Annotated in this window: 19 protein-coding genes and 2 tRNA genes; 7 read left to right on the forward strand and 14 right to left on the reverse strand. The window is 61.0% G+C overall.

Translation table 11 applies throughout. The features are described 5' to 3' along the window. Positions 1 to 4: 4 nt before the first annotated feature. Positions 5 to 568: a phosphatase PAP2 family protein gene (locus INF32_RS11385; protein WP_226388523.1), complete on the forward strand. Its 564-nt coding sequence runs from the start codon at positions 5 to 7 to the stop codon at positions 566 to 568. Next, positions 565 to 1,245 (forward strand): methyltransferase family protein, encoded by a 681-nt coding sequence (locus INF32_RS11390; RefSeq protein ID WP_226388524.1) that lies wholly within the window; start codon positions 565 to 567, stop codon positions 1,243 to 1,245. Before INF32_RS11385 ends, INF32_RS11390 begins: the two co-directional genes overlap by 4 nt. Positions 1,246 to 1,556: 311 nt before the next feature. Here the strand turns inward: INF32_RS11390 and INF32_RS11395 are convergent, their stop codons facing one another. From INF32_RS11395 to INF32_RS11435, 9 genes are all read right to left on the reverse strand, one after another. Further along, positions 1,557 to 2,021: an ExbD/TolR family protein gene (locus tag INF32_RS11395; protein WP_226388525.1), complete on the reverse strand. Its 465-nt coding sequence runs from the start codon at positions 2,019 to 2,021 to the stop codon at positions 1,557 to 1,559. Positions 2,022 to 2,032: 11 nt separating this feature from the next. Then, a complete protein-coding gene (locus INF32_RS11400) occupies positions 2,033 to 2,617 on the reverse strand; it encodes an ExbD/TolR family protein (RefSeq protein WP_226388526.1) in 585 nt (194 codons plus the stop codon). 24 nt (positions 2,618 to 2,641) lie between these two features. After that, a complete protein-coding gene (locus INF32_RS11405; RefSeq protein ID WP_226388527.1) occupies positions 2,642 to 3,043 on the reverse strand; it encodes a hypothetical protein in 402 nt (133 codons plus the stop codon). A 9-nt stretch (positions 3,044 to 3,052) separates the two neighbouring features. Continuing rightward, positions 3,053 to 3,859, reverse strand: a complete 807-nt coding sequence (locus INF32_RS11410; RefSeq protein ID WP_226388528.1) for a MotA/TolQ/ExbB proton channel family protein — start codon at positions 3,857 to 3,859, stop codon at positions 3,053 to 3,055. An 85-nt stretch (positions 3,860 to 3,944) separates the two neighbouring features. Then, positions 3,945 to 4,032: transfer RNA gene (locus tag INF32_RS11415), tRNA-Ser, on the reverse strand. Positions 4,033 to 4,175: 143 nt separating this feature from the next. Beyond that, complete coding sequence (locus INF32_RS11420) at positions 4,176 to 5,204, reverse strand: asparaginase (RefSeq protein ID WP_226388529.1); 1,029 nt, start codon at positions 5,202 to 5,204, stop codon at positions 4,176 to 4,178. 189 nt (positions 5,205 to 5,393) lie between these two features. Continuing rightward, entirely contained in the window at positions 5,394 to 6,410 is a 1,017-nt protein-coding gene (locus INF32_RS11425) for a branched-chain amino acid aminotransferase (protein ID WP_226388530.1), read from the reverse strand. 21 nt (positions 6,411 to 6,431) lie between these two features. Then, positions 6,432 to 8,471 carry a methionine--tRNA ligase gene (metG, locus tag INF32_RS11430; RefSeq protein WP_226388531.1) on the reverse strand — a complete coding sequence of 680 codons (2,040 nt, stop codon included), beginning with the start codon at positions 8,469 to 8,471 and terminating at the stop codon, positions 6,432 to 6,434. A 70-nt stretch (positions 8,472 to 8,541) separates the two neighbouring features. Further along, a complete protein-coding gene (locus INF32_RS11435) occupies positions 8,542 to 9,453 on the reverse strand; it encodes a YitT family protein (protein WP_226388532.1) in 912 nt (303 codons plus the stop codon). Positions 9,454 to 9,564: 111 nt separating this feature from the next. On the opposite strand from INF32_RS11435, the gene priA reads away from it, so the two are divergent. The 3 genes from priA to INF32_RS11450 are packed head-to-tail and all read left to right on the forward strand — an operon-like array spanning position 9,565 to position 13,179. Continuing rightward, complete coding sequence (gene priA, locus INF32_RS11440; protein WP_226388533.1) at positions 9,565 to 11,841, forward strand: replication restart helicase PriA; 2,277 nt, start codon at positions 9,565 to 9,567, stop codon at positions 11,839 to 11,841. 7 nt (positions 11,842 to 11,848) lie between these two features. Further along, entirely contained in the window at positions 11,849 to 12,637 is a 789-nt protein-coding gene (locus tag INF32_RS11445; RefSeq protein WP_226388534.1) for a ComF family protein, read from the forward strand. Continuing rightward, positions 12,634 to 13,179, forward strand: a complete 546-nt coding sequence (locus tag INF32_RS11450; protein ID WP_226388535.1) for a GNAT family N-acetyltransferase — start codon at positions 12,634 to 12,636, stop codon at positions 13,177 to 13,179. Before INF32_RS11445 ends, INF32_RS11450 begins: the two co-directional genes overlap by 4 nt. Before the next feature lie 50 nt (positions 13,180 to 13,229). Here the strand turns inward: INF32_RS11450 and INF32_RS11455 are convergent, their stop codons facing one another. The 5 genes from INF32_RS11455 to INF32_RS11475 all read right to left on the reverse strand — a co-directional run bounded on the left by INF32_RS11455 (position 13,230) and on the right by INF32_RS11475 (position 17,556). Continuing rightward, the gene (locus INF32_RS11455) at positions 13,230 to 14,525 is read right to left on the reverse strand and encodes a glycoside hydrolase family 10 protein (protein WP_226388536.1); all 1,296 of its coding nucleotides are present in this window, start codon (positions 14,523 to 14,525) and stop codon (positions 13,230 to 13,232) included. A gap of 330 nt (positions 14,526 to 14,855) precedes the next feature. Beyond that, positions 14,856 to 15,419, reverse strand: coding sequence for a ribosome recycling factor (gene frr / locus INF32_RS11460; protein WP_226388537.1), 564 nt, complete (start codon positions 15,417 to 15,419; stop codon positions 14,856 to 14,858). 2 nt (positions 15,420 to 15,421) lie between these two features. Continuing rightward, positions 15,422 to 15,958: a TlpA family protein disulfide reductase gene (locus INF32_RS11465; protein ID WP_226388538.1), complete on the reverse strand. Its 537-nt coding sequence runs from the start codon at positions 15,956 to 15,958 to the stop codon at positions 15,422 to 15,424. Between the two features lie 34 nt (positions 15,959 to 15,992). Beyond that, complete coding sequence (gene pyrH / locus INF32_RS11470; RefSeq protein ID WP_226388539.1) at positions 15,993 to 16,700, reverse strand: UMP kinase; 708 nt, start codon at positions 16,698 to 16,700, stop codon at positions 15,993 to 15,995. Positions 16,701 to 16,704: 4 nt separating this feature from the next. Continuing rightward, positions 16,705 to 17,556, reverse strand: a complete 852-nt coding sequence (locus INF32_RS11475; protein WP_226388540.1) for an OmpA/MotB family protein — start codon at positions 17,554 to 17,556, stop codon at positions 16,705 to 16,707. Between the two features lie 98 nt (positions 17,557 to 17,654). On the opposite strand from INF32_RS11475, the gene dxs reads away from it, so the two are divergent. Both dxs and INF32_RS11485 read left to right on the forward strand, forming a co-directional pair. Then, the gene (gene dxs / locus INF32_RS11480; protein ID WP_226388541.1) at positions 17,655 to 19,532 is read left to right on the forward strand and encodes a 1-deoxy-D-xylulose-5-phosphate synthase; all 1,878 of its coding nucleotides are present in this window, start codon (positions 17,655 to 17,657) and stop codon (positions 19,530 to 19,532) included. Positions 19,533 to 19,625: 93 nt separating this feature from the next. Beyond that, positions 19,626 to 19,707 (forward strand) — tRNA-Leu (locus INF32_RS11485). The last annotated feature ends 11 nt before the right edge of the window (positions 19,708 to 19,718 follow it).

A 19,718-nucleotide genomic window follows, 5' to 3' on the forward strand; every position in this document is an offset into this window, starting at 1 on the left:
TTATATGCTGAACGAATTGCTGCATCTGGATCAGGAGTTGTTCCTGGCGCTGAACTTCGACGGGGGCGCTTTCGCCGACCGTCTTTTCTGGCTGGCGTCGGGCAAACTGACCTGGGTGCCTCTCTATCTGCTGATCGTGTGGCTGCTCTGGCGCCGCTACGGGTGGAAACAGACGCTGGTGGCCGTGGCGTTCATGGCGCTGTGCGTGGTGTGTGTCGATCAGATCGCCAACTTTTTCAAAACCTTTACGCCCAAGTTCCGGCCCACCCATACCGAGGCGATCGCCGATCTGGTGCACACGGTGAACGGCTACCGGGGCGGACTTTACGGTACGGTGTCGGCCCATGCGGCGACGCTCTTCTCCATCGCCGTCTTTTCGCTGGCGCTGGTCCGTTCACGCGTCTATACGGTCTGCATCCTGTTGTGGGCCCTGTTCGTCTCTTACAGCCGCATCTACCTGGGAGTCCATTTCCCGATGGATATTCTGCTGGGGGTGACTGCGGGGATCGTGACGGCCGCCGTGGCGCTGAAATTGTATCGTAAGACTATAAACTATCTGGAACGATGATGACCTATGAACGGGCCATGCGCAGCGGACGCTGGCTGAGTCGGCGGAAGAGGTGGCTTCCGTGGTTATTCGCCCTGTCGGCGGCGGGAGCCCTGCTGGTGACGACTCCCTTTTCGATCGTGTACGGCAGCCTGCTGCTTTCCCTTCTTTCGCTTCTGCTGGCCTTCTCAGGATTCGCGGTCAGGATCGCCGCCAGGAGGGTCTCTTCGTCTTCTCTCGAGGATCGGATCGCCGCCCGGGGAATCTATTCGGTGGTCCGGTTTCCGGACTATCTGGCGAATATCCTGATCGTGCTGGGGCTGACCCTGTACACGGGGGTGGTGTGGTATATGGTGCTGGTGGCGCTTTTGTGTTGGGTTTTTGCCGAACGGATCATTCTGGCCGAAGAGAATTCGCTGGCAAACCGGTGCGGGGATACTTTTCTGCCATGGGCACGGCAGACCAATGCCGTTTTTCCCCGGTTGATGAATTGGCAGGCTTCGACCTGCCGGAACGCCCTGTTGCCCCGGGTGCTTTCCCAGGCCTGGGTCTTGCTGACGGTCGCCTCGGGGTTCTGTCTGATCGACCTGCTCAAGAATCTTCGGGTGGAGTTCGCTTTCCGTGTCGGACTGGGATGGGTCGCCTTGCTCGGTTTTGCTCTGCTTCTGGAATTGCTGAACCGTGTGATGAAGAGATAGGGGCTTTTTCAGCCCCGTATTTTGCTTTTTTATCCGGGTGTTGAATTCTTTCTTGCCGGAGGTGGATCATGCTCTGGATGGCGGGAAATACTCCTTTTCCGGGGCGGTTGTTGGGTCGTGTCCCTTTCTCCCTCTTTTTTCCCTGTTCTTTTCGTTTTGTATGGGCGATAAGAAAGCCGGGGGATTCCCTGTTTTGCGACACTCTTTCCGGGACCGGATTCCGTTGGCGGAGCCGATAGCGGCATCGTCCGATTGGAAAACAGAAAAACCGGAGCGCTAACTCCGGTTTTTCTATCGAATATTGATCCGACTTAATTGTATCCCAGGGTTTTCTGGGCGGCATAGCTCACTTTGAGCGCATTCGCACGCCGCAACTCCTGTTTTACGTCGGTGATGATACCCATGCGGGTCATGTGGTCAGCTTTGATCGCTATGGTCATCTGGAGCCGGTCGTTCTCACTCAGCTTATCCCGTTCCGAAGCCACGAACTCCAGAATGTCCTGGGTCGTTTTGTAGCTGTCGTTGAGCTGGATGCGGGGAGCCGTTCCGAATTTGGACTGCAAAGACGGAATCGGTTGTCCGATGTAGATATAGCTTGCCAGCGCCTTTTTCTCCAGTTTCTGAACCTCGGTAGCCTCCGGAAGGGTGAATTTCACGAGGATATCTTGTTCACGCATCGTGGTCGATACCATGAAGAAGAACAGGATCATGAAAATAACGTCCGGCAGAGATGCCGTCGATATGGCGGGAGTACCCTTGTCTCCCTTTTTCTTCATTACTGCCATCGCTATTTCCCTCCTTCGATATTACGCGGTTCAGCTTCCGAAATCTTCAGCGGCACGGCCTTCTGTACGGCCGTACGCTGAGCCTCCTCCAGGTCTAAAAATTTCTTTCCTCCGAAATACTGGGCGGCAACCATGTCGCGGATTTCGTTGAAGGCCCGGGTGAGTTCGTTCTGAACCATGATGTAACGGTTGTAACTGGTACCACGGTCGTTCTGGAGAGAAACCACTCCCTTGCTGACGGGGAAGTTCCCGATCAGGTCGATTTTGGTTACCTCTTTCTCAGGCAAGTTGGGATCGTCGGCCGGATTGAGGACGAACTCCTTCACTTTGTCTTTGAGCTGGGTGATATCCATCCGTTCACCGCCGACCATGATGTCGTCGAACTTACTTACGAACACCAGCAGGATGTTTCTCTTTTTGACATCCATGGCCTGCTGGGGCTGTGTCTCGTCGGGCATCGGGGGAAGAACCCGCTGGATACCCGAATCGACGTTCATGGTCGTGGCTACCAGGAAGAAGATCAACAGCAGAAAGGCAATATCCGCCATCGAACCTGCATTGATTTCCTGAACTTTTCTACTAGCCATTCCTTGTGGTTTTTACCTTAAAGTCTATTTAAAAGCATTCCGTATTTCGCCTCCGATCGCCGCCAGAATGGCTACGGCCAGTGCGATATAGGTCAGATAGAGTCCCGTGTCGCTGATTTTCAGCACAGCAGAATCCTCGAAGAATCCGCCCGCAGAATTGACAACCGGAGCGTCACTACTCAGAGCATAGCAGATTGCGGCCAATACGACCACGATGCCCAGCCCTACCAGCGAACGAACGGCTCCTTTGGGGTTCTTCACCAGATTGAACAGCGGCAGGATGATCACCGCAGCTACTGCGATTCCCAGCAGGATATATCCCCAGATCAGCATCGGGTCCACGTCACCGAGGCCCAGGAAATACATGGCCACCGTGATGACGGAGATTGCGATGAGGATATACTGTATGATTGATAGATTCTTCATGGCAGGTTATTACTTTTTGCTGTATTTGGTCAGGATGTCAACCAGCGTGATCGAGGTATCTTCCATGGTAACCACCAGCGAGTCGATCTTCGATACGATGTAGTTGTAGAACAGCTGCAGAACCACAGCGGCAATCAGACCGGCCAGCGTCGTCAGAAGGGCCACCTTGATACCGCCAGCCACCAGTGCCGGGGAGATGTCGCCGGCTGCCTGAATGGCGTCGAATGCGTCCACCATACCGACAACGGTACCCATAAATCCCAACATAGGAGACAGGGCGATGAACAGCGAGATCCACGACAGGCCGCTCTCCATCTGGCCCATCTGAACCGAACCATACGATACGACCGATTTCTCGACTACGTCCAGACCTTCGTCGTAACGGCTCAGACCCTGATAGAAAATGCTGGCGACGGGACCGCGGGTGTTGCGGCAAACCTCTTTGGCAGCTTCGATACCGCCGTTGGCCAGAGCCTCTTCAACATTGGCGATCAGTTTTTTGGTATTGGTGGTGGCCAGGTTCAGGTAGATCACGCGCTCGATCACAACGGCCAGACCCAGCACGAGGCAGAGGAGGATAGGGGCCATCCAGCCTGCACCGCCCTCGAGGAACTTCTGTTTGATAACCTGATGCAGCGGGGTGCCCTCGACGGCGGTCTCGGGATTGACTGCGGTAGCTTCCTCAGCAACGGCTACCTCTTCGGTGACCTGTTCCGTAGCGGCGGTGTCTGCCGTAGCAGCGTCTTGTGCGAAAGCATTCACTGTACCCAGGCTGAGCGCCCCGGCCACTGACAAAATCAAAAACAGTTTTTTCATAGTTAGAGTTGAATTAATTAGTACTTATTCTTTTTTTGTTTGTCGTTTGAGATTAAGCGGTAAAAAATTTTCGTTAATTTTTTTGCGGAGAAAGCGGGATTCGAACCCACGATACCCTTTTGGGGTATACGCACTTTCCAGGCGCGCACCTTCAGCCACTCGGTCATTTCTCCATATTACACATCAGAACGTGGATTCATACGTTTGGTAATCAACGCATTGAGAGGATGAATTCATCCTTTTCCGGAGCGCTTTTCCCGAAAAAGCCGCACAAATCTTTGCGAAATATAGGAAAAAAAATCTTTCCAAAAAAGAATTAGTCGCTAATTTCTCCCCGCAGGGAACTTTTTAGGCGTACCGAGAGCTCTTCCGGGGAAGGCCGGCCGCCCAGCACGACCATCAGTTTGGTGACGGCAGCTTCGGTGGTGATGTCGCGGCCGCTCACCACGCCGATCTCCTGCAGGCGGAGCCCTGTTTCGTACAAATCCATCGAGACGCTTCCGCCCGGACACTGGGTGACGTTCATCACCACTACGCCCCGTCCGATCGCTTCGGCCACGGCGCGGATGAACCACTCGTCCGTGGGCGCGTTTCCGGCCCCGTAGGTTTCCAGTACGATTCCCCGGATGCCTCCGATCGAGAGCATGGCCCGGAAGGCCGATTCGGTCAGTCCCGGGAAAATCTTGAGAATCAGTACGCCCGTATCGAGTGTGGTGGCGATCTCCAGCGTCTGTGCGGGGCGTTCCGGACGGCGGATGAACGGGGTGTTGTAATGAATGCTCACGCCCACCTCCGCCAGCGGCGGATAGTTGTCCGACCGGAAGGCGTTGAGCTGTTCGGCGCTGTGTTTGGTGGTCCGGTTGGCCCGGAACAGCCGGTTCTGGAAGTAGAGGCACACCTCGGGTACGGCGGCGGCGCCGTCTCTCTTCGCGGCGGCGATCTCGATGGCGGTGATCAGGTTCTCCCGGCCGTCGGTGCGCAGCACGCCGATCGGGATCTGGCTGCCGGTGAAGACGACCGGTTTGCCGAGGTTGCCGAGCATGAAACTCAGGGCCGAGGCCGTGTAGGACATGGTGTCGGTGCCGTGCAGGATGACGAAGCCGTCGAACGCGCGGTAGTTGTCGCGGAGCATCCGGGCCAGCTTCACCCAGAGTTCCGGGGTGACGTTCGAGGAGTCGATCGGTTTGAGGGTGATTACTTCGATATCGACGTTCAGTTTCCGCAGATAGGGGAATTCGTCGTAGATGTCGTTGAAGTCGAAGGGAACGAGTGCTCCCGTCCTGGGATCGGTCTTCATGCCGATGGTCCCTCCGGTGTAGATCAGCAGAATCGAAGCGTTTTTCATGGATCGTCTCTCTTTTTCCGGTTTTTCCGCGCGGCAGGGTGTTCCGGCTGCCGGGAAGTCCGTGGAACAAATGTAGTAAAATCGGTGTAAAAACAAGAGACCCATGCCGTTTTTGTCCGGCACGGGTCTCTGTTTCGGGATATGTGGGGCCCGCCGCCTTTCCTGCGCGGCGGCCGGGAGGGACTGCGGTTACAGCACCGTCACCCAGCCGTAGGGATCGGGTGTCTCGCCCAGCTGCAGCTGGCGCAGGGCATGGTAGAGCTTTTCGCTCCACGGCCCCGCCTTCGTCCCGTCGCCGTAGACCACGGTCTTGCCGCTGACGGGATCGAATACCGAACCGATCGGGGAGATCACGGCGGCCGTTCCGCAGGCGCCGGCCTCCTCGAACGTGGGCAGTTCGGCCACGTCCACCGGACGGCGTTCCACCTTCAGTCCCATGTCTTCGGCCAGCTGCCGCAGGCTCTTGTTGGTGATCGAGGGGAGCACCGAGTGGGAATCGGGGGTGATGTAGCTGCCGTTGCGGATGGCGAAGAAGTTCGCCGCCCCGCATTCGTCGATGTATTTCTTGTGGCAGGCGTCGAGGTAGAGCACGCCGGGATAACCTTTCGCGTGGCCCATCTCGCCCGAAATCAGGCTGGCGCCGTAGTTGCCGCCCGCCTTGATGTGGCCCGTTCCGAGCGGCGCGGCACGGTCGTGGTCGCGGTCGATGATCACCTTGATCGGGTGGAATCCCTCCTTATAATAGGGGCCCACGGGCATGACGAAGACGATGAACAGGTATTCGTCGGCCGGATGCACGCCGATCTGCGGACCCGTGCCGATCAGCAGCGGCCGGATGTAGAGCGAGGCGCCCGTGCCGTAGGGGGGGACGAAACGTTCGTTGGCCAGCACCACTTTTTTGACGGCCTCGGTGAACATCTCCACCGACGGGGCGGCCATGCAGAGGTATTCGGCCGAGGAGATCATGCGCTTGGCGTTCTCGTCCACGCGGAAAAGCCGGATGCGTCCGTCCTTGCCGCGGAAGGCCTTGAGCCCTTCGAAGCACTCCTGTCCGTAGTGCAGGCAGGATGCGGCCATGCTCATCGAGATGTTCTCGTCGGTCGAGAGGGTGAGCTCCTCCCATTTGCCGCCGCGGAAATAACTCCTGACATTGTAATCCGTTTTCCGGTAGCCGAAACCCAGATTACCCCAATCCAAATTTTCCATAACGTTATCGGTTTGTGTTAGCTATCCTACTGTGGCGCCGCTGTTGACGGCTGCGGAGGGAGAGAGGAGCACCAGTTTGCCCAGCGCGTCCTCGCCCATGAGGATCATGCCCCGGGAGAGGATGCCTTTCAGCTCGCGCGGTTCCAGATTGACCAGCACCAGCACCTGACGGCCGACCAGCTCCTCAGGCGTGTAGTATTCGGCGATGCCCGAGACGATCTCCCGCCTGTCGATGCCCGTGTCGACGGTCAGTTTGAGCAGTTTCTTGGTCTTGGCCACCTTTTCGGCAGCCAGGATGGTCGACACGCGGATGTCCATCCGCTGGAAATCGTCGAACGACACGCTCTCCTTCTGCTCGGTCACCTTCTTGCTGGCCTCGCGTTCCTGGTTGGCCCGTTTCGTGTCGGCCAGCTTCTGCAGCTGGCGTTCGATCACGCTGTCCTCGATCTTCTCGAAGAGCAGCTCCGCCTTGCCGATGCGGTGGCCGGCGGGGAGGATGTCCGCCGTGCCGAGCTTCTCCCAGCCCAGTTTCTCCACGGCCAGCATGTCCAGTATCTTGGCCGCCGTGAAGGGCATGAACGGCTCGACGGCGATGGCCAGGTTGGCCGTGATCTGAAGGGCGACGTTGAGGATCGTGGCCACGCGCTCCGGATCGCTCTTGACCACCTTCCACGGCTCGGTGTCGGCCAGGTACTTGTTGCCCAGCCGGGCGATGCCCATGGCGTCCTTGAGCGCTTCGCGGAAACGGTAGTTCTCGATGTTTTCCTCCAGCGACTTTTTCAGCGCAGGCAGTTCGCCCAGCGTGTCGCGGTCGTAGTCGGTGAGGGCTCCGGCAGCCGGGACCGCCCCCCCGAAATATTTGTCGGTCAGCACCAGCGCCCGGTTGACGAAGTTGCCCAGCACGGCCACCAGTTCGTTGTTGTTGCGGGCCTGGAAGTCCTTCCACGTGAAATCGTTGTCCTTGGTCTCGGGAGCGTTGGCGCAGAGCACGTAGCGCAGCACGTCCTGTTTGCCGGGGAACTCCTCCAGATATTCGTGCAGCCAGACGGCCCAGTTGCGCGAGGTGGATATCTTGTCGCCCTCCAGGTTGAGGAACTCGTTGGCCGGCACGTTTTCGGGCAGGATGTAACCCCCGTGGGCCTTGAGCATCGACGGGAAGACGATGCAGTGGAAAACGATGTTGTCCTTGCCGATGAAGTGGACCATCTTGGTGTCCTCGCTCTTCCAGTATTTCTCCCAGTCGGGGGTCAGCTCCTTGGTGGCCGAGATGTAGCCGATCGGGGCGTCGAACCATACGTAGAGCACCTTGCCCTCGGCGCCTTCCACCGGAACGGGAATGCCCCAGTCCAGGTCGCGGCTCACGGCGCGGGGCTGAAGACCCAGGTCGAGCCAGCTCTTGCACTGCCCGTAGACGTTCACCTTCCACTCCTTGTGCCCTTCCAGAATCCACTTGCGCAGGAATTCCTCGTAGCGGTCCAGCGGAAGGTACCAGTGGCGGGTCTCCCGCATCACGGGCACCGAGCCGGTGATCGTGCTCCGGGGGTTGATCAGGTCGGTGGCCGCCAGCGAACTGCCGCACTTCTCGCACTGGTCGCCGTAGGCACGGTCGTTCTGGCAGTGGGGGCAGGTCCCCATGATGTAGCGGTCGGCCAGGAACTGTCCGGCCTCCTCGTCGTAATACTGCATGGTGGTCTGCTCCGTGAAGACGCCCTTGTCGTAGAGCGTGCGGAAGAAATCGGAGGCCGTCCTGTGGTGCACGGGCGAGGAGGTGCGCGAATAGATGTCGAACGACATGCCCAGCCCTTCGAACGCCTTCTTGATGATATTGTGGTATTTGTCGACGATGTCCTGCGGCGTTACGCCCTCCTGCCGGGCCTTGATGGTGATCGGCACGCCGTGCTCGTCCGATCCGCACACCGAGATTACGTCCTCGCCCCGCAGGCGCAGGTAACGGGTGTAGATGTCGGAAGGGATGTAAACTCCCGCCAGGTGGCCGATGTGGACCGGGCCGTTGGCGTAGGGAAGGGCCGAAGTGACCAGATAACGCTTGAATTTTTTCATGTTCGGTATGTGACGAAAAGTATATTGTTACAAAGTTACGGATTTTTCCGGGGAATCCGCCGTGGGGGGCCTATTTTTTCAGGGCTTCGAAGCCCAGGCCGTAGACGCCCATGACGCTGCCCACGGTGATGAAGGCCTGCGGGTCGATCTCCTTGATGATGCGGAACAGGGAGCTGGTCTCGTTCTTGCGGCAGACGACCATCACCACCTTGGTCGGCTCGCGGGTGTACCATCCCTGTCCGTCGAGCAGGGTCACCCCGCGCCGCAGTTCCGTGGAGATGTGTTCGGCGATCGCCTCGTAGCGCTGAGAGACGATGAGTATCTGCGACGACTGGCGGTTGCCGGCCAGCACCGTGTCGAGCATGTAGCCCGAAACGGCGACGATGACGTAGCTGTATATCACGGTCGAGATGCCGTTGCCGATGAAATAGGAACAGCCGATGATGATGAAGTCGCAGAACATGATCACCTTGCCGTAGCTGATGTTGCGGTACTTGTTGATGATCATGGCGATGATGTCGGTGCCGCCCGTGCTGCCCCCCTGCATGAAGCAGATGCTGATGCCGATGCCGGAGCAGGCGCCCCCGAGGATGGCGGACAGCAGGCGGTCGTCCTGCAGGCCGATCAGATCGGGCGGCACGATGCCCTGCATGACGCTCATGGCCAGCGCGAGCATGAAGGTGGCGAAGATGGTCTTGGCTCCGAACTGCACGCCGATGATGAAGGCGGAGAAGAGGATCAGCACGGCATTGATGACGAAGAGCGAGTAGCCGATCGGGATGCCCCCTCCCTCGGCGCCTCCCGTGGCGAAGTAGATCAGCATGGCCATACCGCTCACGCCGCCGCCCACGATCTTGGCGGGCAGAATGATGCCCGTCCAGGCGAAAGCGTAGAGGAACAGGCCGAAGGTGATGAAGACATACTCCTTGACAGTGCGCAGGACGAGCGAAGGAGTGAGTTCCCGGGGTGAAAATTTTGCCATGGGCTGCGGGGATCTTGAGGTCGTAGTTACAGGCACAAATGTAGAAGTTTTTTTCGGATTCGGAACGATAAAACGGCCGTAAATTTTACCTTTGTGGAAATTTCTTCCCGCATGGAAAATCCTCCGCTGTACGCCGATGTCGTGTTGCCGCTGGCGCTTCCCCCGCTCACGTTCGGGGTGGGTCCGGAACTGGCCGGATCGCTCCGTCCCGGTGCGGGGGCGGTGGTGCGGCTGGGACCCCGCAAGATATATCAGGGTGTGGTGTGGAGGCTCCACTCCGAGCGTCCCTCCTTCGCGGTCCGTCCCGTGGAGCGGGCCGCGGGTACGGTGCTCCGTCCGGTGCAGATGGAGCTGTGGGAGTGGATCGCCTCCTATTACATGTGTACCCTCGGCGAGGTGATGCGGGCGGCCCTGCCCGCCGCCCTGAAGCCGGAAGGCTTCAGCGAGGAGGAGTTCTCGGCCGATGTGTTCCGCCCGCGGATGCGGCAGTGGATCGGGATTCATCCTTCGGTCGGTTCGTGGGAGGAGCTGAACGAGCGTTTCGAACGGCTGCGGCGGGCGCCGAAACAATACGCCCTGCTCGCCCGGATCGCCGACCTGCTCTCCGGGCCCGGAGAGGGGGAGCGGCCTTTCCCTGTCGGGAAGGCGGTTCCCCGCGAGGAGACGGGAGCGGACGGGACGTTGCTCGGGGCGCTGGTGAAGAAAAAACTGCTGGTCGTCGGGCAGCGGGAGGAGCGGCCGGGCGATCCGTCGGCCTTCACGGCCCGGATGCCCGAGCTGACGCCGGCGCAGGCGGCGGCCGAAGCCTCACTGGATCGTCTGTTCGGGGAGAAGAACGTCGTGCTGCTGCACGGGGTGACGGGAAGCGGCAAGACCGAACTTTATGTCCGGCAGATCGCCGAGGTGGTCGCCCGGGGGGAGGACGTGCTCTACCTGCTGCCCGAGATCGCGCTGACGGCCCAGCTCATCGAACGGATGCGCCGCTTTTTCGGCGACCGTGTGGTGCCCTACCACTCCCGGTTCACCGACCGCCGGCGGGCCGAGCTCTACCGCCGGGTGGAGGGGGGCGGAGGCTGGATCGTGATGGGCGCCCGGTCGGCGCTCTTCATGCCGCTGCCGAAGATCGGGCTGGTCGTCGTGGACGAAGAGCACGACGCGGGTTACAAACAGGCCGATTCCGCGCCGCGTTACCATGCCCGCGACTGTGCGCTGGTGCTGGCCCGCCTGCACGGGGCCCGCACCCTGCTGGGCAGCGCCACGCCCTCGGTGGAGAGCTGGCTCAACGCCACTACGGGAAAATACGGGCTGGTGACCCTGCGGGAGCGGTACGGCGATGCCCTGCTGCCGCAGGTGATCGTCTCCGACACGCTTTGCGCCTCGCGGAGGGGCGAACGGCACGTCCATTTCAACCGGATACTGCTCGACCGGATCGAAGCGGCGCTCGCCGCCCGCTCGCAGGTGATGCTTTTCCAGAACCGGAGGGGTTTCTCGCCTTATGTGGAGTGCGGGGAGTGCGGCTGGGTGGCCGGCTGCCCGCACTGCAACGTGACGCTTACCTACCACAAGGGGGAGCGGATGCTGCGCTGCCATTACTGCGGCTATGCCGTGCCGGCCCCGCGTCTCTGTCCCGCCTGCGGAAAGGGGGAGCCCGAGGCCCGCGGATTCGGCACGGAGAAGGTGGAGGAGGAGTTGCAGCGGATTTTCCCCGCGGCCCGGATCGCCCGCCTCGACCGGGATACGGCGGCGAGCGAACGGCGTTACCGGCAGATCGTTGCCGATTTCGAACGGGGAGAGACCGACATTCTGGTCGGCACCCAGATGATCGCCAAGGGATTCGACTTCCCGCGCGTGGTGCTGGTGGGGGTGCTCAATGCCGACAACCTGCTGAACTATCCCGATTTCCGCGCCTCGGAACGGGCTTTCCAGCTGATGACGCAGGTGGCGGGCCGGGCCGGGCGGGGACGGACTCCGGGCGAGGTGGTGATCCAGACCTCGCAGCCGCAGCATCCCGTGATCCGGCAGGTGATGGACGGCGACTACGAAGGCATGGTCCGCAGCCAGCTGGCCGAACGCCAGTCGTTCTTCTATCCTCCCTATTGCCGGCTGGTGGCCATTACCCTGCGCCACCGCGACAAGGCCGTGCTGTGGCGGGCCGCTTCCCGTTTCGGGGAGGTGTGCCGTCCCGTGTTCGGGCGGCGCCTGCTCGGGCCCGAAGCCCCGCCGGTCGACCGGGTGCGGGAGGAGTTCATCGTCTGTTTCACGCTCAAGATCGAGCGGGAACAGTCGTTCGCCCGGGCACGCGGGCTGCTGGCCGGCATGGTGGCGCGGCTGACGGCCGAGCCCGATTACAGGAACCTTACGGTCGTCTGCAATGTCGATCCCCAATAGAGAGGCCATGACAGGTTTTTCGTTCCGCAGCGTGTTCGGCGACGTGTTCCGCCTCTTCTTCCCTCCGGTCTGTCCGGCCTGCGGGCGGCCGATGGGCGAGGGGGCCCGCACGATCTGCACCCGCTGCCGGGGCGAGATTCCCCTGACGGGTTTCTGCCGCCGGGCGGACAATCCCGTGGCGGAGCGGCTCCGGGAGTTGAAAGTTCCGGTCGTGCATGCCTGTTCGTTCTACTTTTATGTGGCGGGCAGCGGTTTCCGGCGCCTGATCCATGCCTTCAAGTACCGCGGGGGATGGAAGCTGGCGGTCGAGATGGGCGAATGGTTCGGGGCGGAGATGCGCGAAGGCGGCCTGTACGGCGACGTGGAGGTGGTGGTGCCCGTGCCGCTGCACTGGCGCAAACGTCTGCGCAGGGGATACAACCAGTCGGAGTATCTGGCCGAGGGGATGGCCCGTTCGCTGGGATGCGGGGTCGATGCGCGCAGCGTCGTGCGGCGGGTGCACAACCGGAGCCAGGCCCTCAGCGGACGGGAGCACCGTTGGGAAAACGTGCAGGGCATTTTCGGCGTGCGGAATCCGGCTGCGCTGGCGGGGAAACATGTCCTGCTGGTGGACGATGTTCTCACGTCGGGATTCACGGTCGCCTCCTGTGCGGAGGAGATTCTGCGGCGGGTGCCGGACTGCCGGCTGAGCGTGGCTACGCTGGCCGTCTCGCGCAGCGAACTGCTGACGGCCCATCCCCTGAAACCCGGCCGGCCGCCGAAGGAAAAAGAGTACGAATATTTTCTGGAACCATGATCTATATTGAAACGCCGCGCCTGTTGCTGCGCGACTGGTCGGACGCCGACCTGCCCCTGTTCGCCGCCATGAATGCCGATCCGGCGGTGATGGAGTTTTTCCCGGGAACGCTGACCCCGGCGGAGTCGGAGGCCTTTTATCGCCGTATCCGGGACGAGTTCGCCGATTCCGGATACGGGCTTTATGCCGTGGAGAGGAAGATCGACGGATGTTTTATCGGCTATACCGGGCTGCACCGTGCCCTTTTCGAAGCCGATTTCACCCCCTGCATCGAGATCGGATGGCGCCTGTGTCATGCGGCGTGGGGGAACGGATTCGCGCCGGAAGCCGCGGCGGCCGTGCTGGACTATGCCTTCGGCCTGCTGGGGATGACGGAGGTCTGTTCGTTCACCGCGGCGGTCAACCTGCGTTCGCAGCGGGTGATGGAGAAGATCGGCATGGAACCGGCGGGGCGCTTCGTCCATCCGTCCCTGCCCCGGGAGAGTTCCCTCTCGGAGCATGTGCTCTACCGGGCCCGGATCGGAAACGCCGGCGTGGAATAATTCCGGCCGGCGTTCGGGGATGCGGTACGTGCGGGATTCCGCACGAAAATCTATTTTTTCAGAAAATCGTTGCCGTTCCTGAGCCAGTAGGTGGGGCTCAGCATCCCCTTGCTCGAAAGGGTGGTCATCGACTCCTTTCCCGAGCGGGGCAGGGTCTCCAGCAGGGCCGGGTCGCCCAGTTCCCGGAAAATGGGATCGTAGGGGTCGAACCGGTTGAAGGTGTAGATGCCGTTGACCCCGGCCTGCCATGCCTTGTAGGCCTCCGTGCGCCAGAGCTCCTCCACGGATGTGTTTTCGGGATCTCCACCTCCGAGCAGTCTCCGCTGTTCGATGCAGGCGTAGACGGGTATGTCGTACTGTCGTCCGATGGCGGCCAGGTGGGCCCAGGGCTCGAATTTGAGGTAGTCGGCGGCGGTGACCAGGTCGATCAGCTCCTCCCTGAGCCACTGTTCCCAGTCGAGCCCGATGGCCTTAGCAAAACCGAACGAGTCGGGGACCCGGACGGCGATCAGCACGGGTCTGCCCCTCCGTCTGCCCTCGCGGTCGCAGAGGTCCCGGATCTCCCGGATCATGGCGGTCATCTTGTCGCAGTCGGCCTGGGTGACCGGTTCGCCGAGGAACTGCGCCTTGAAAAAGTGGGGATGCCGGAAGAAGTCGAGTTCGACGCCGTCGATGTCGTATCGGGTCACCACGTCGTCGAGCATGGCGACGATCAGGCGGCGCACGGGCTCCTGTCCGTAGTCGAAGGCCGACCAGCGGCCGGAAAGCACAGGGGTTTTCACCCCTTTTTTGCCGACGATCAGTTCGGGATGTTCGCGTTTGAAGGCGCTGATGAACTCGTATTCCTGGCCCGAGTCGTGGGTGTCGTTCATGCGCAGCGACCAGAAGACCTCCTTGCCGTGCTGATGGCAGAAGTTCGTGATGACGCTGAGCGTGTCGGTGCCCAGCCGGGCCAGTTCGTCGGCCACGTATCCTTTGCCGGAATTGGTCTGGCGTTCGCTGACCGAACTTTTGTGGTGGTGTACGTTGGTGACCCCGGAGCAGTAGAACACGGAATCCACCTGCGAATCGACCAGTCCCTGCGTACGCCTGCTCAGAAAGAGTTCGGGGGTGACCGGCTTGCTTTCGTTCCACCGGGCGTCGTTTCCGTCGTTGTTCATGATGATGCGTCGGGTGCGGCGGCGGGCCCGTTTGCGGGCTTCGAGCATTTCGTCGGATTTTCCGGCGCCGTTTTTCCGGCCCGGATCGTTTTTCGGAGCGACGGCGGCCGTGGCCTTTTCGTATCCCGTGGCCAGGGGCGCCAGTCCGAGCGCCACCAGGTATTTCAGCATCTCTCTGCGGTTCATCTTCATTCGGTTTTCAGGGTTATTTGTAATATTTGTGTGATAAATATAGGTGTTTATTTTCAATATTCAAATTTTTCGGAAAATTTTATCGGCGGACAGGTTCCGCAGGGGAGGGACCGGGTGCCTTTGGGGGTGTCGGGTGCGGACGGCGGGGAGAAGAGACAGGGTGTTTTCCATACAGAGGGTGCGATGCTCCGGATCGTAGTCCGTCGGCGGAACGGGAACCGGCCGGACCGGTGCATCTGCCCCGGAAACGACAACGCCCCTGTCGCAAAGGCCTGCGGCAGGGGCGCTGTCCCGGGTTCCGGGAACTCCCGGGACCGAACCGGGCTAAACGGTCATGATCTCCTTCTCCTTGGCATCGAGGAGCTCTTCGAGTTTTTTGGAGAATTTGTCGGTCAGTTTCTGGGTTTCGGTCTCGCCGTCTTTGGCCATATCTTCGGGCATGCCCTCCTTCTGGGCCTTCTTGAATCCCTCCACGGCGTCGCGGCGGGCGTTGCGCAGGCTGACGCGGGCGGTCTCGGCGTCGGAACGCACCTGTTTGACCAGCTGTTTGCGGCGTTCCTCGGTGAGGGCCGGGATGGTCAGCCGGATCTGTTCGCCGTTGTTCGAGGGTGTCAGGCCCAGGTTGGCCACCAGGATGGCTTTCTCGATGGCGGGGATCAGCTTCTTCTCCCACGGCTGGATCAGGATCGTCTTGGCGTCCGGCACGGTCACGCTGGCTACCTGCGGGATGGCGGTCGGAGTGCCGTAGTACTCCACCATCACGCCGTTCAGCACGTTGGGGCTCGCCTTGCCGGCACGCACGCTCAGCAGCGATTCGGTCAGATGTTCGATCGCCTTCTGCATCTTCTCCGATGCGATGTCGAGGATCAGTTTGTATTCGTCAGTCATCTCTATTTGGTTTTTAACAGTTTTTCGATGCGGTCGCAGAACTGGTCGAACAGGGTGGCCGAATAGCCGATCTCGCTCCCGACGATCGTGCCGTCGCGGCCGACGAGGAAATTGCGCGGAATGCCCGTCGCGGCGAACAGCGGATAGATCTTCTTGTCGGGGTCGAGCCCCATCGGGAAAGTGTAGCCCGTCTTTTTGCGGAATGCCTCGACCGTGGCGGCCGTCTCCCCGCGCGAAATGGGCAGGAAGAGGAACTCTTCGCCCGCGAAGCGGTCTATGATATCCTTTTGCACGCGCGCCAGTTCGGCCCGGCAGGGCGGACACCACGTGGCCCAGAAGTTGACCACCACCACCTTGCCCTTCAGGTCGGCCATGCGGATTTTGCTGCCGTCGGTCATCGTGACGGTGAAATCGGGCACCGGCTGGCCCGTCTTTACCCGCACATCCTTGTCTTCCCGGGGTTCCCCGATCACCTGGGCGGCGGAACCCAGCGTCAGTGCGGCCAGCGCCGCAGTCAGCAGAACGGATAGTCTTTTCATGTCGTTTTTCGTTTTAAAGCGGAAACGCGTGCGTTCATTCGTGCACGAGCGTTCCGATCTTCTCCCCTGCAACGACCTTGCCCAGATTGCCTTCGGTGTCCATGTCGAAGACGATGACCGGCAGCCGGTTCTCCTTGCAGAGGGTGAAGGCGGTGAGGTCCATCACTTTCAGTCCGCGGGCGTAGACCTCGTCGAACGAGATTTCGTCGAACCGGACGGCCGCGGGGTCCTTCTCCGGGTCTGCCGTGTAGACGCCGTCCACCCGGGTGCCCTTGAGCATCACGTCGGCCTCTACCTCCACGCCGCGCAGGGCCGAGGCCGTGTCGGTCGAGAAGAAGGGGTTGGACGTGCCGCCGCCGACGATGACCACCTCGCCCGCCCGCATGCATTCCAGCGCCCGGGCCTTCGAGTAGTATTCGCCGATCGGCTCCATACGGATCGAGGTGAGCACGCGGGCCTTCACCCCTTCGCTTTCGAGCGCCGACTGGAGGGCCAGCGAGTTGATGATCGTGGCGAGCATGCCCATCTGGTCGCCTTTCACCCGGTCGAAGCCGCGGTTCACGCCGCTCAGACCCCGGAAGATGTTGCCTCCTCCGATCACGATGGCCAGCTGCACGCCGCTTTCGGCCACCGCCCTGATCTGGCGGGCGTAGGAGGCGAGCACGTCGGTCGAGAGGCCGTACGGCTGGCCGCCCATCAGCGACTCGCCGCTCAGTTTGAGAAGAATCCTTTTGTATTTCATGTCGTTACTCTTTATCCATCAGTTGCATCAGTTCGTCGAGTTTGGGAGTGAGGATGATCTCCGTACGACGGTTTTTGGCCCGGGCTTCGCGGGTCTTGGCCGGGTCGATGGGCAGCGACTCCCCGCGGCCGGCGGCGATGATCCGCTCGGGTGCGATCTCCCCGTTCTCCAGAAGCAGGCGCATCACCGTCGTGGCCCGTTTCGCGCTCAGGTCGAGGTTGTCCTTCAACTGGCCGTTCGGGCGGTAGGGAACGTCGTCCGTGTGGCCCTCCACCATGACGTTGATGTCCGGGTTCTGGGCCAGCACTCCGGCCAGATCGCGCACGGCACGCGCTCCGTTGGGGTCGATCTCGAAACTGCCCGAGCGGAAGAGCAGCTTGTCCTCCATCGAAACGTAGACCTTGCCTTCGCGGGTGGAGATCGAGAGCCCCTTGCCCTCGAAGCCCAGCAGGGCGTCGGCCACCTTGCGGCGGATCGCGGCGATCGACTCTTCGCGGGCGCGGAGCATCTGTTCCAGTTCGTCCACCCGTTGCGAACGTTCGCTGAGTTCGTTCTGGCTCTCCTCTATCTGGCGGAGCATGCGGGCCGCCTCGGCCGAACCGTCGGCCAGCAGTTTCTTGTATTTCTGGTTCAGGTAAAGATAGTCGGCGGACAGGCGTGCGGTATCCTTTTTGAGCTCTTCCACCGCGTCGGTCAGCTTCCGGTTGCGGGCGCCCAGCTCCTCGATGCGAGTATTGGCCGAGGCCAGTTCGCCTTCGGCCCGCAGGGCCTGCGCCTTCATGGAGTTGAAGGTTTTGTTGGAAACGCACGAGGCGCCGAAAGCCGCCACTGCGCAGATTATCAGGATTTTTTTCATGGGAATTTTCTCTGTTAACCGGTTACGAGCACGAAGATACGAATTTTTTCAAAATATGTATATATTGAATATCTTTGCACGATAATCCTTGGGGTGTGATGTCCGAAACGAACGATACGTATCTGGGCCGGGTGGATTCGCCCGCCGACCTGAAGAAGCTCTCCGTGCAGGAACTGGAGGGCTATTGCGACGAGTTGCGCCGCTTCATCATCGAACAGCTGGCCGCCAATCCCGGCCATCTGGGTTCGAGCCTCGGGGTGGTGGAGCTCACGGCCGCCCTGCACTACGTGTTCGACACGCCGCACGACCGGCTGATCTGGGACGTGGGACACCAGGCCTATGCCCATAAGATCATCACCGGACGAAGGGACGCTTTCCCCACCAACCGAAAGCTGGGCGGGCTGAGCGGTTTCCCGAAGATGAGCGAAAGTCCCTACGATGCCTTCGGCGGCGGCCATGCGTCGGTCTCCATCTCCGCGGCGCTGGGCATGGCCAAGGCGGCCGAACTGAAAGGGGAGAAGCGCGAGGTGGTGGCCGTCATCGGCGACGGGGCCCTCACCGGGGGACTGGCGTTCGAGGGGCTCAACAACGCGGGAGCCTCGAACACCGACCTGCTGGTGATCCTCAACGACAACCACATGTCGATCGACCCCAACGTGGGGGCGCTCAAGGAGTACCTGCTCCATATCTCCACCTCGCGGCATTACAACCGGTTCAAGACCCGTATCTGGGATATGCTTTCCGGGGTGCCCCGCCTGCGCCGCCTGCTCCAGAAGACGGGAAACGCCCTCAAACAGGGGGTGCTCCAGCAGAGCAATCTGTTCGAGAGCCTCAATTTCCGCTATTTCGGTCCGGTGGACGGGCACGACGTGGGGATGCTGGTCAAGGTGTTGCGCGACCTGCGGGAGATTCCCGGTCCGAAACTGCTGCACGTGCTGACGGTCAAGGGGAAGGGTTACAAGCCGGCCGAGGACAACCAGCCTTTGTGGCATGCCCCGGGGCGGTTCAATCCCGAGACGGGTGAGCTGTTGACGCCGGCCGACCTGTCGGCTCCGCCCCGTTTCCAGGACGTGTTCGGGGAGACGCTGCTCGAACTGGCCCGGGGGAACGACCGTATCGTGGGAATCACGCCCGCCATGCCGACGGGCTGTTCGCTGAGCATCATGATGGAGCGGATGCCGGAGCGCTGTTTCGACGTGGGGATCGCCGAAGGTCATGCGGTGACCTTCTCGGCCGGCCTCGCCACACAGGGGATGGTTCCCTTCTGCAACATCTATTCTTCGTTCATGCAGCGGGCCTACGACAACGTCGTTCACGACGTGGCGCTCCAGAACCTGAATGTGGTCTTCTGTCTCGACCGTGCCGGACTGGTGGGGGAGGACGGTCCCACGCATCACGGGGCTTTCGACATTGCGTTTTTCCGTCCCGTGCCCAATCTGACGATCGCAGCCCCGATGGACGAAATGGAGTTGCGCTGCCTGATGTACACGGCTTCGCTGGGCCGCGGCCCCTTCGTGATCCGTTACCCGCGGGGACGGGGTACGAACGAGGATTGGCGCTGTCCGCTGGAAGAACTTCCCGTGGGGAAGGGGCGCCTGCTGCGGGAGGGCCGGGACGTGGCGGTGCTCACGTTGGGTCCGGTGGGACGTTTTGCCGCCGAGGCGATCGAACGCGCCGCAGCCGAAGGTGTTTCGGCCGCCCATTTCGACCTGCGTTACGCCAAGCCGTTGGACGAGGAGATGCTGCACGGCGTCGGACGCAGGTTCTCCCGGGTGATTACGGTCGAGGACGGGGTCGTGCAGGGAGGCGTGGGAAGCGCCGTGCTCGAATTCATGGAGCGCAACGGATACGGCTGCCGCGTGGAGATGCTGGGTATTCCCGACGAGTTCATTCCCCACGGCACCCCCGCCCAGTTGCACCGTCTCTGCGGATTCGACGTGGAAGGAATTTACGGGAAACTCATGGAGGGCCGTTAAAATCCCGTCCGTTTTTTGCAGGTTTTCAATTAATCGCTATATTTGCACTCTCCGAAAGTGCGGGGATTCCGCTTTCTGCTTTCGGTCGGCCATGCCCGGATGGCGGAATTGGTAGACGCGCTGGTCTCAAACACCAGTGGAGCGATCCGTGCCGGTTCGATCCCGGCTCCGGGTACTTTAAGGCCT

Source organism: Gallalistipes aquisgranensis (genome assembly GCF_014982715.1).
Lineage (GTDB): Bacteria > Bacteroidota > Bacteroidia > Bacteroidales > Rikenellaceae > Gallalistipes > Gallalistipes aquisgranensis.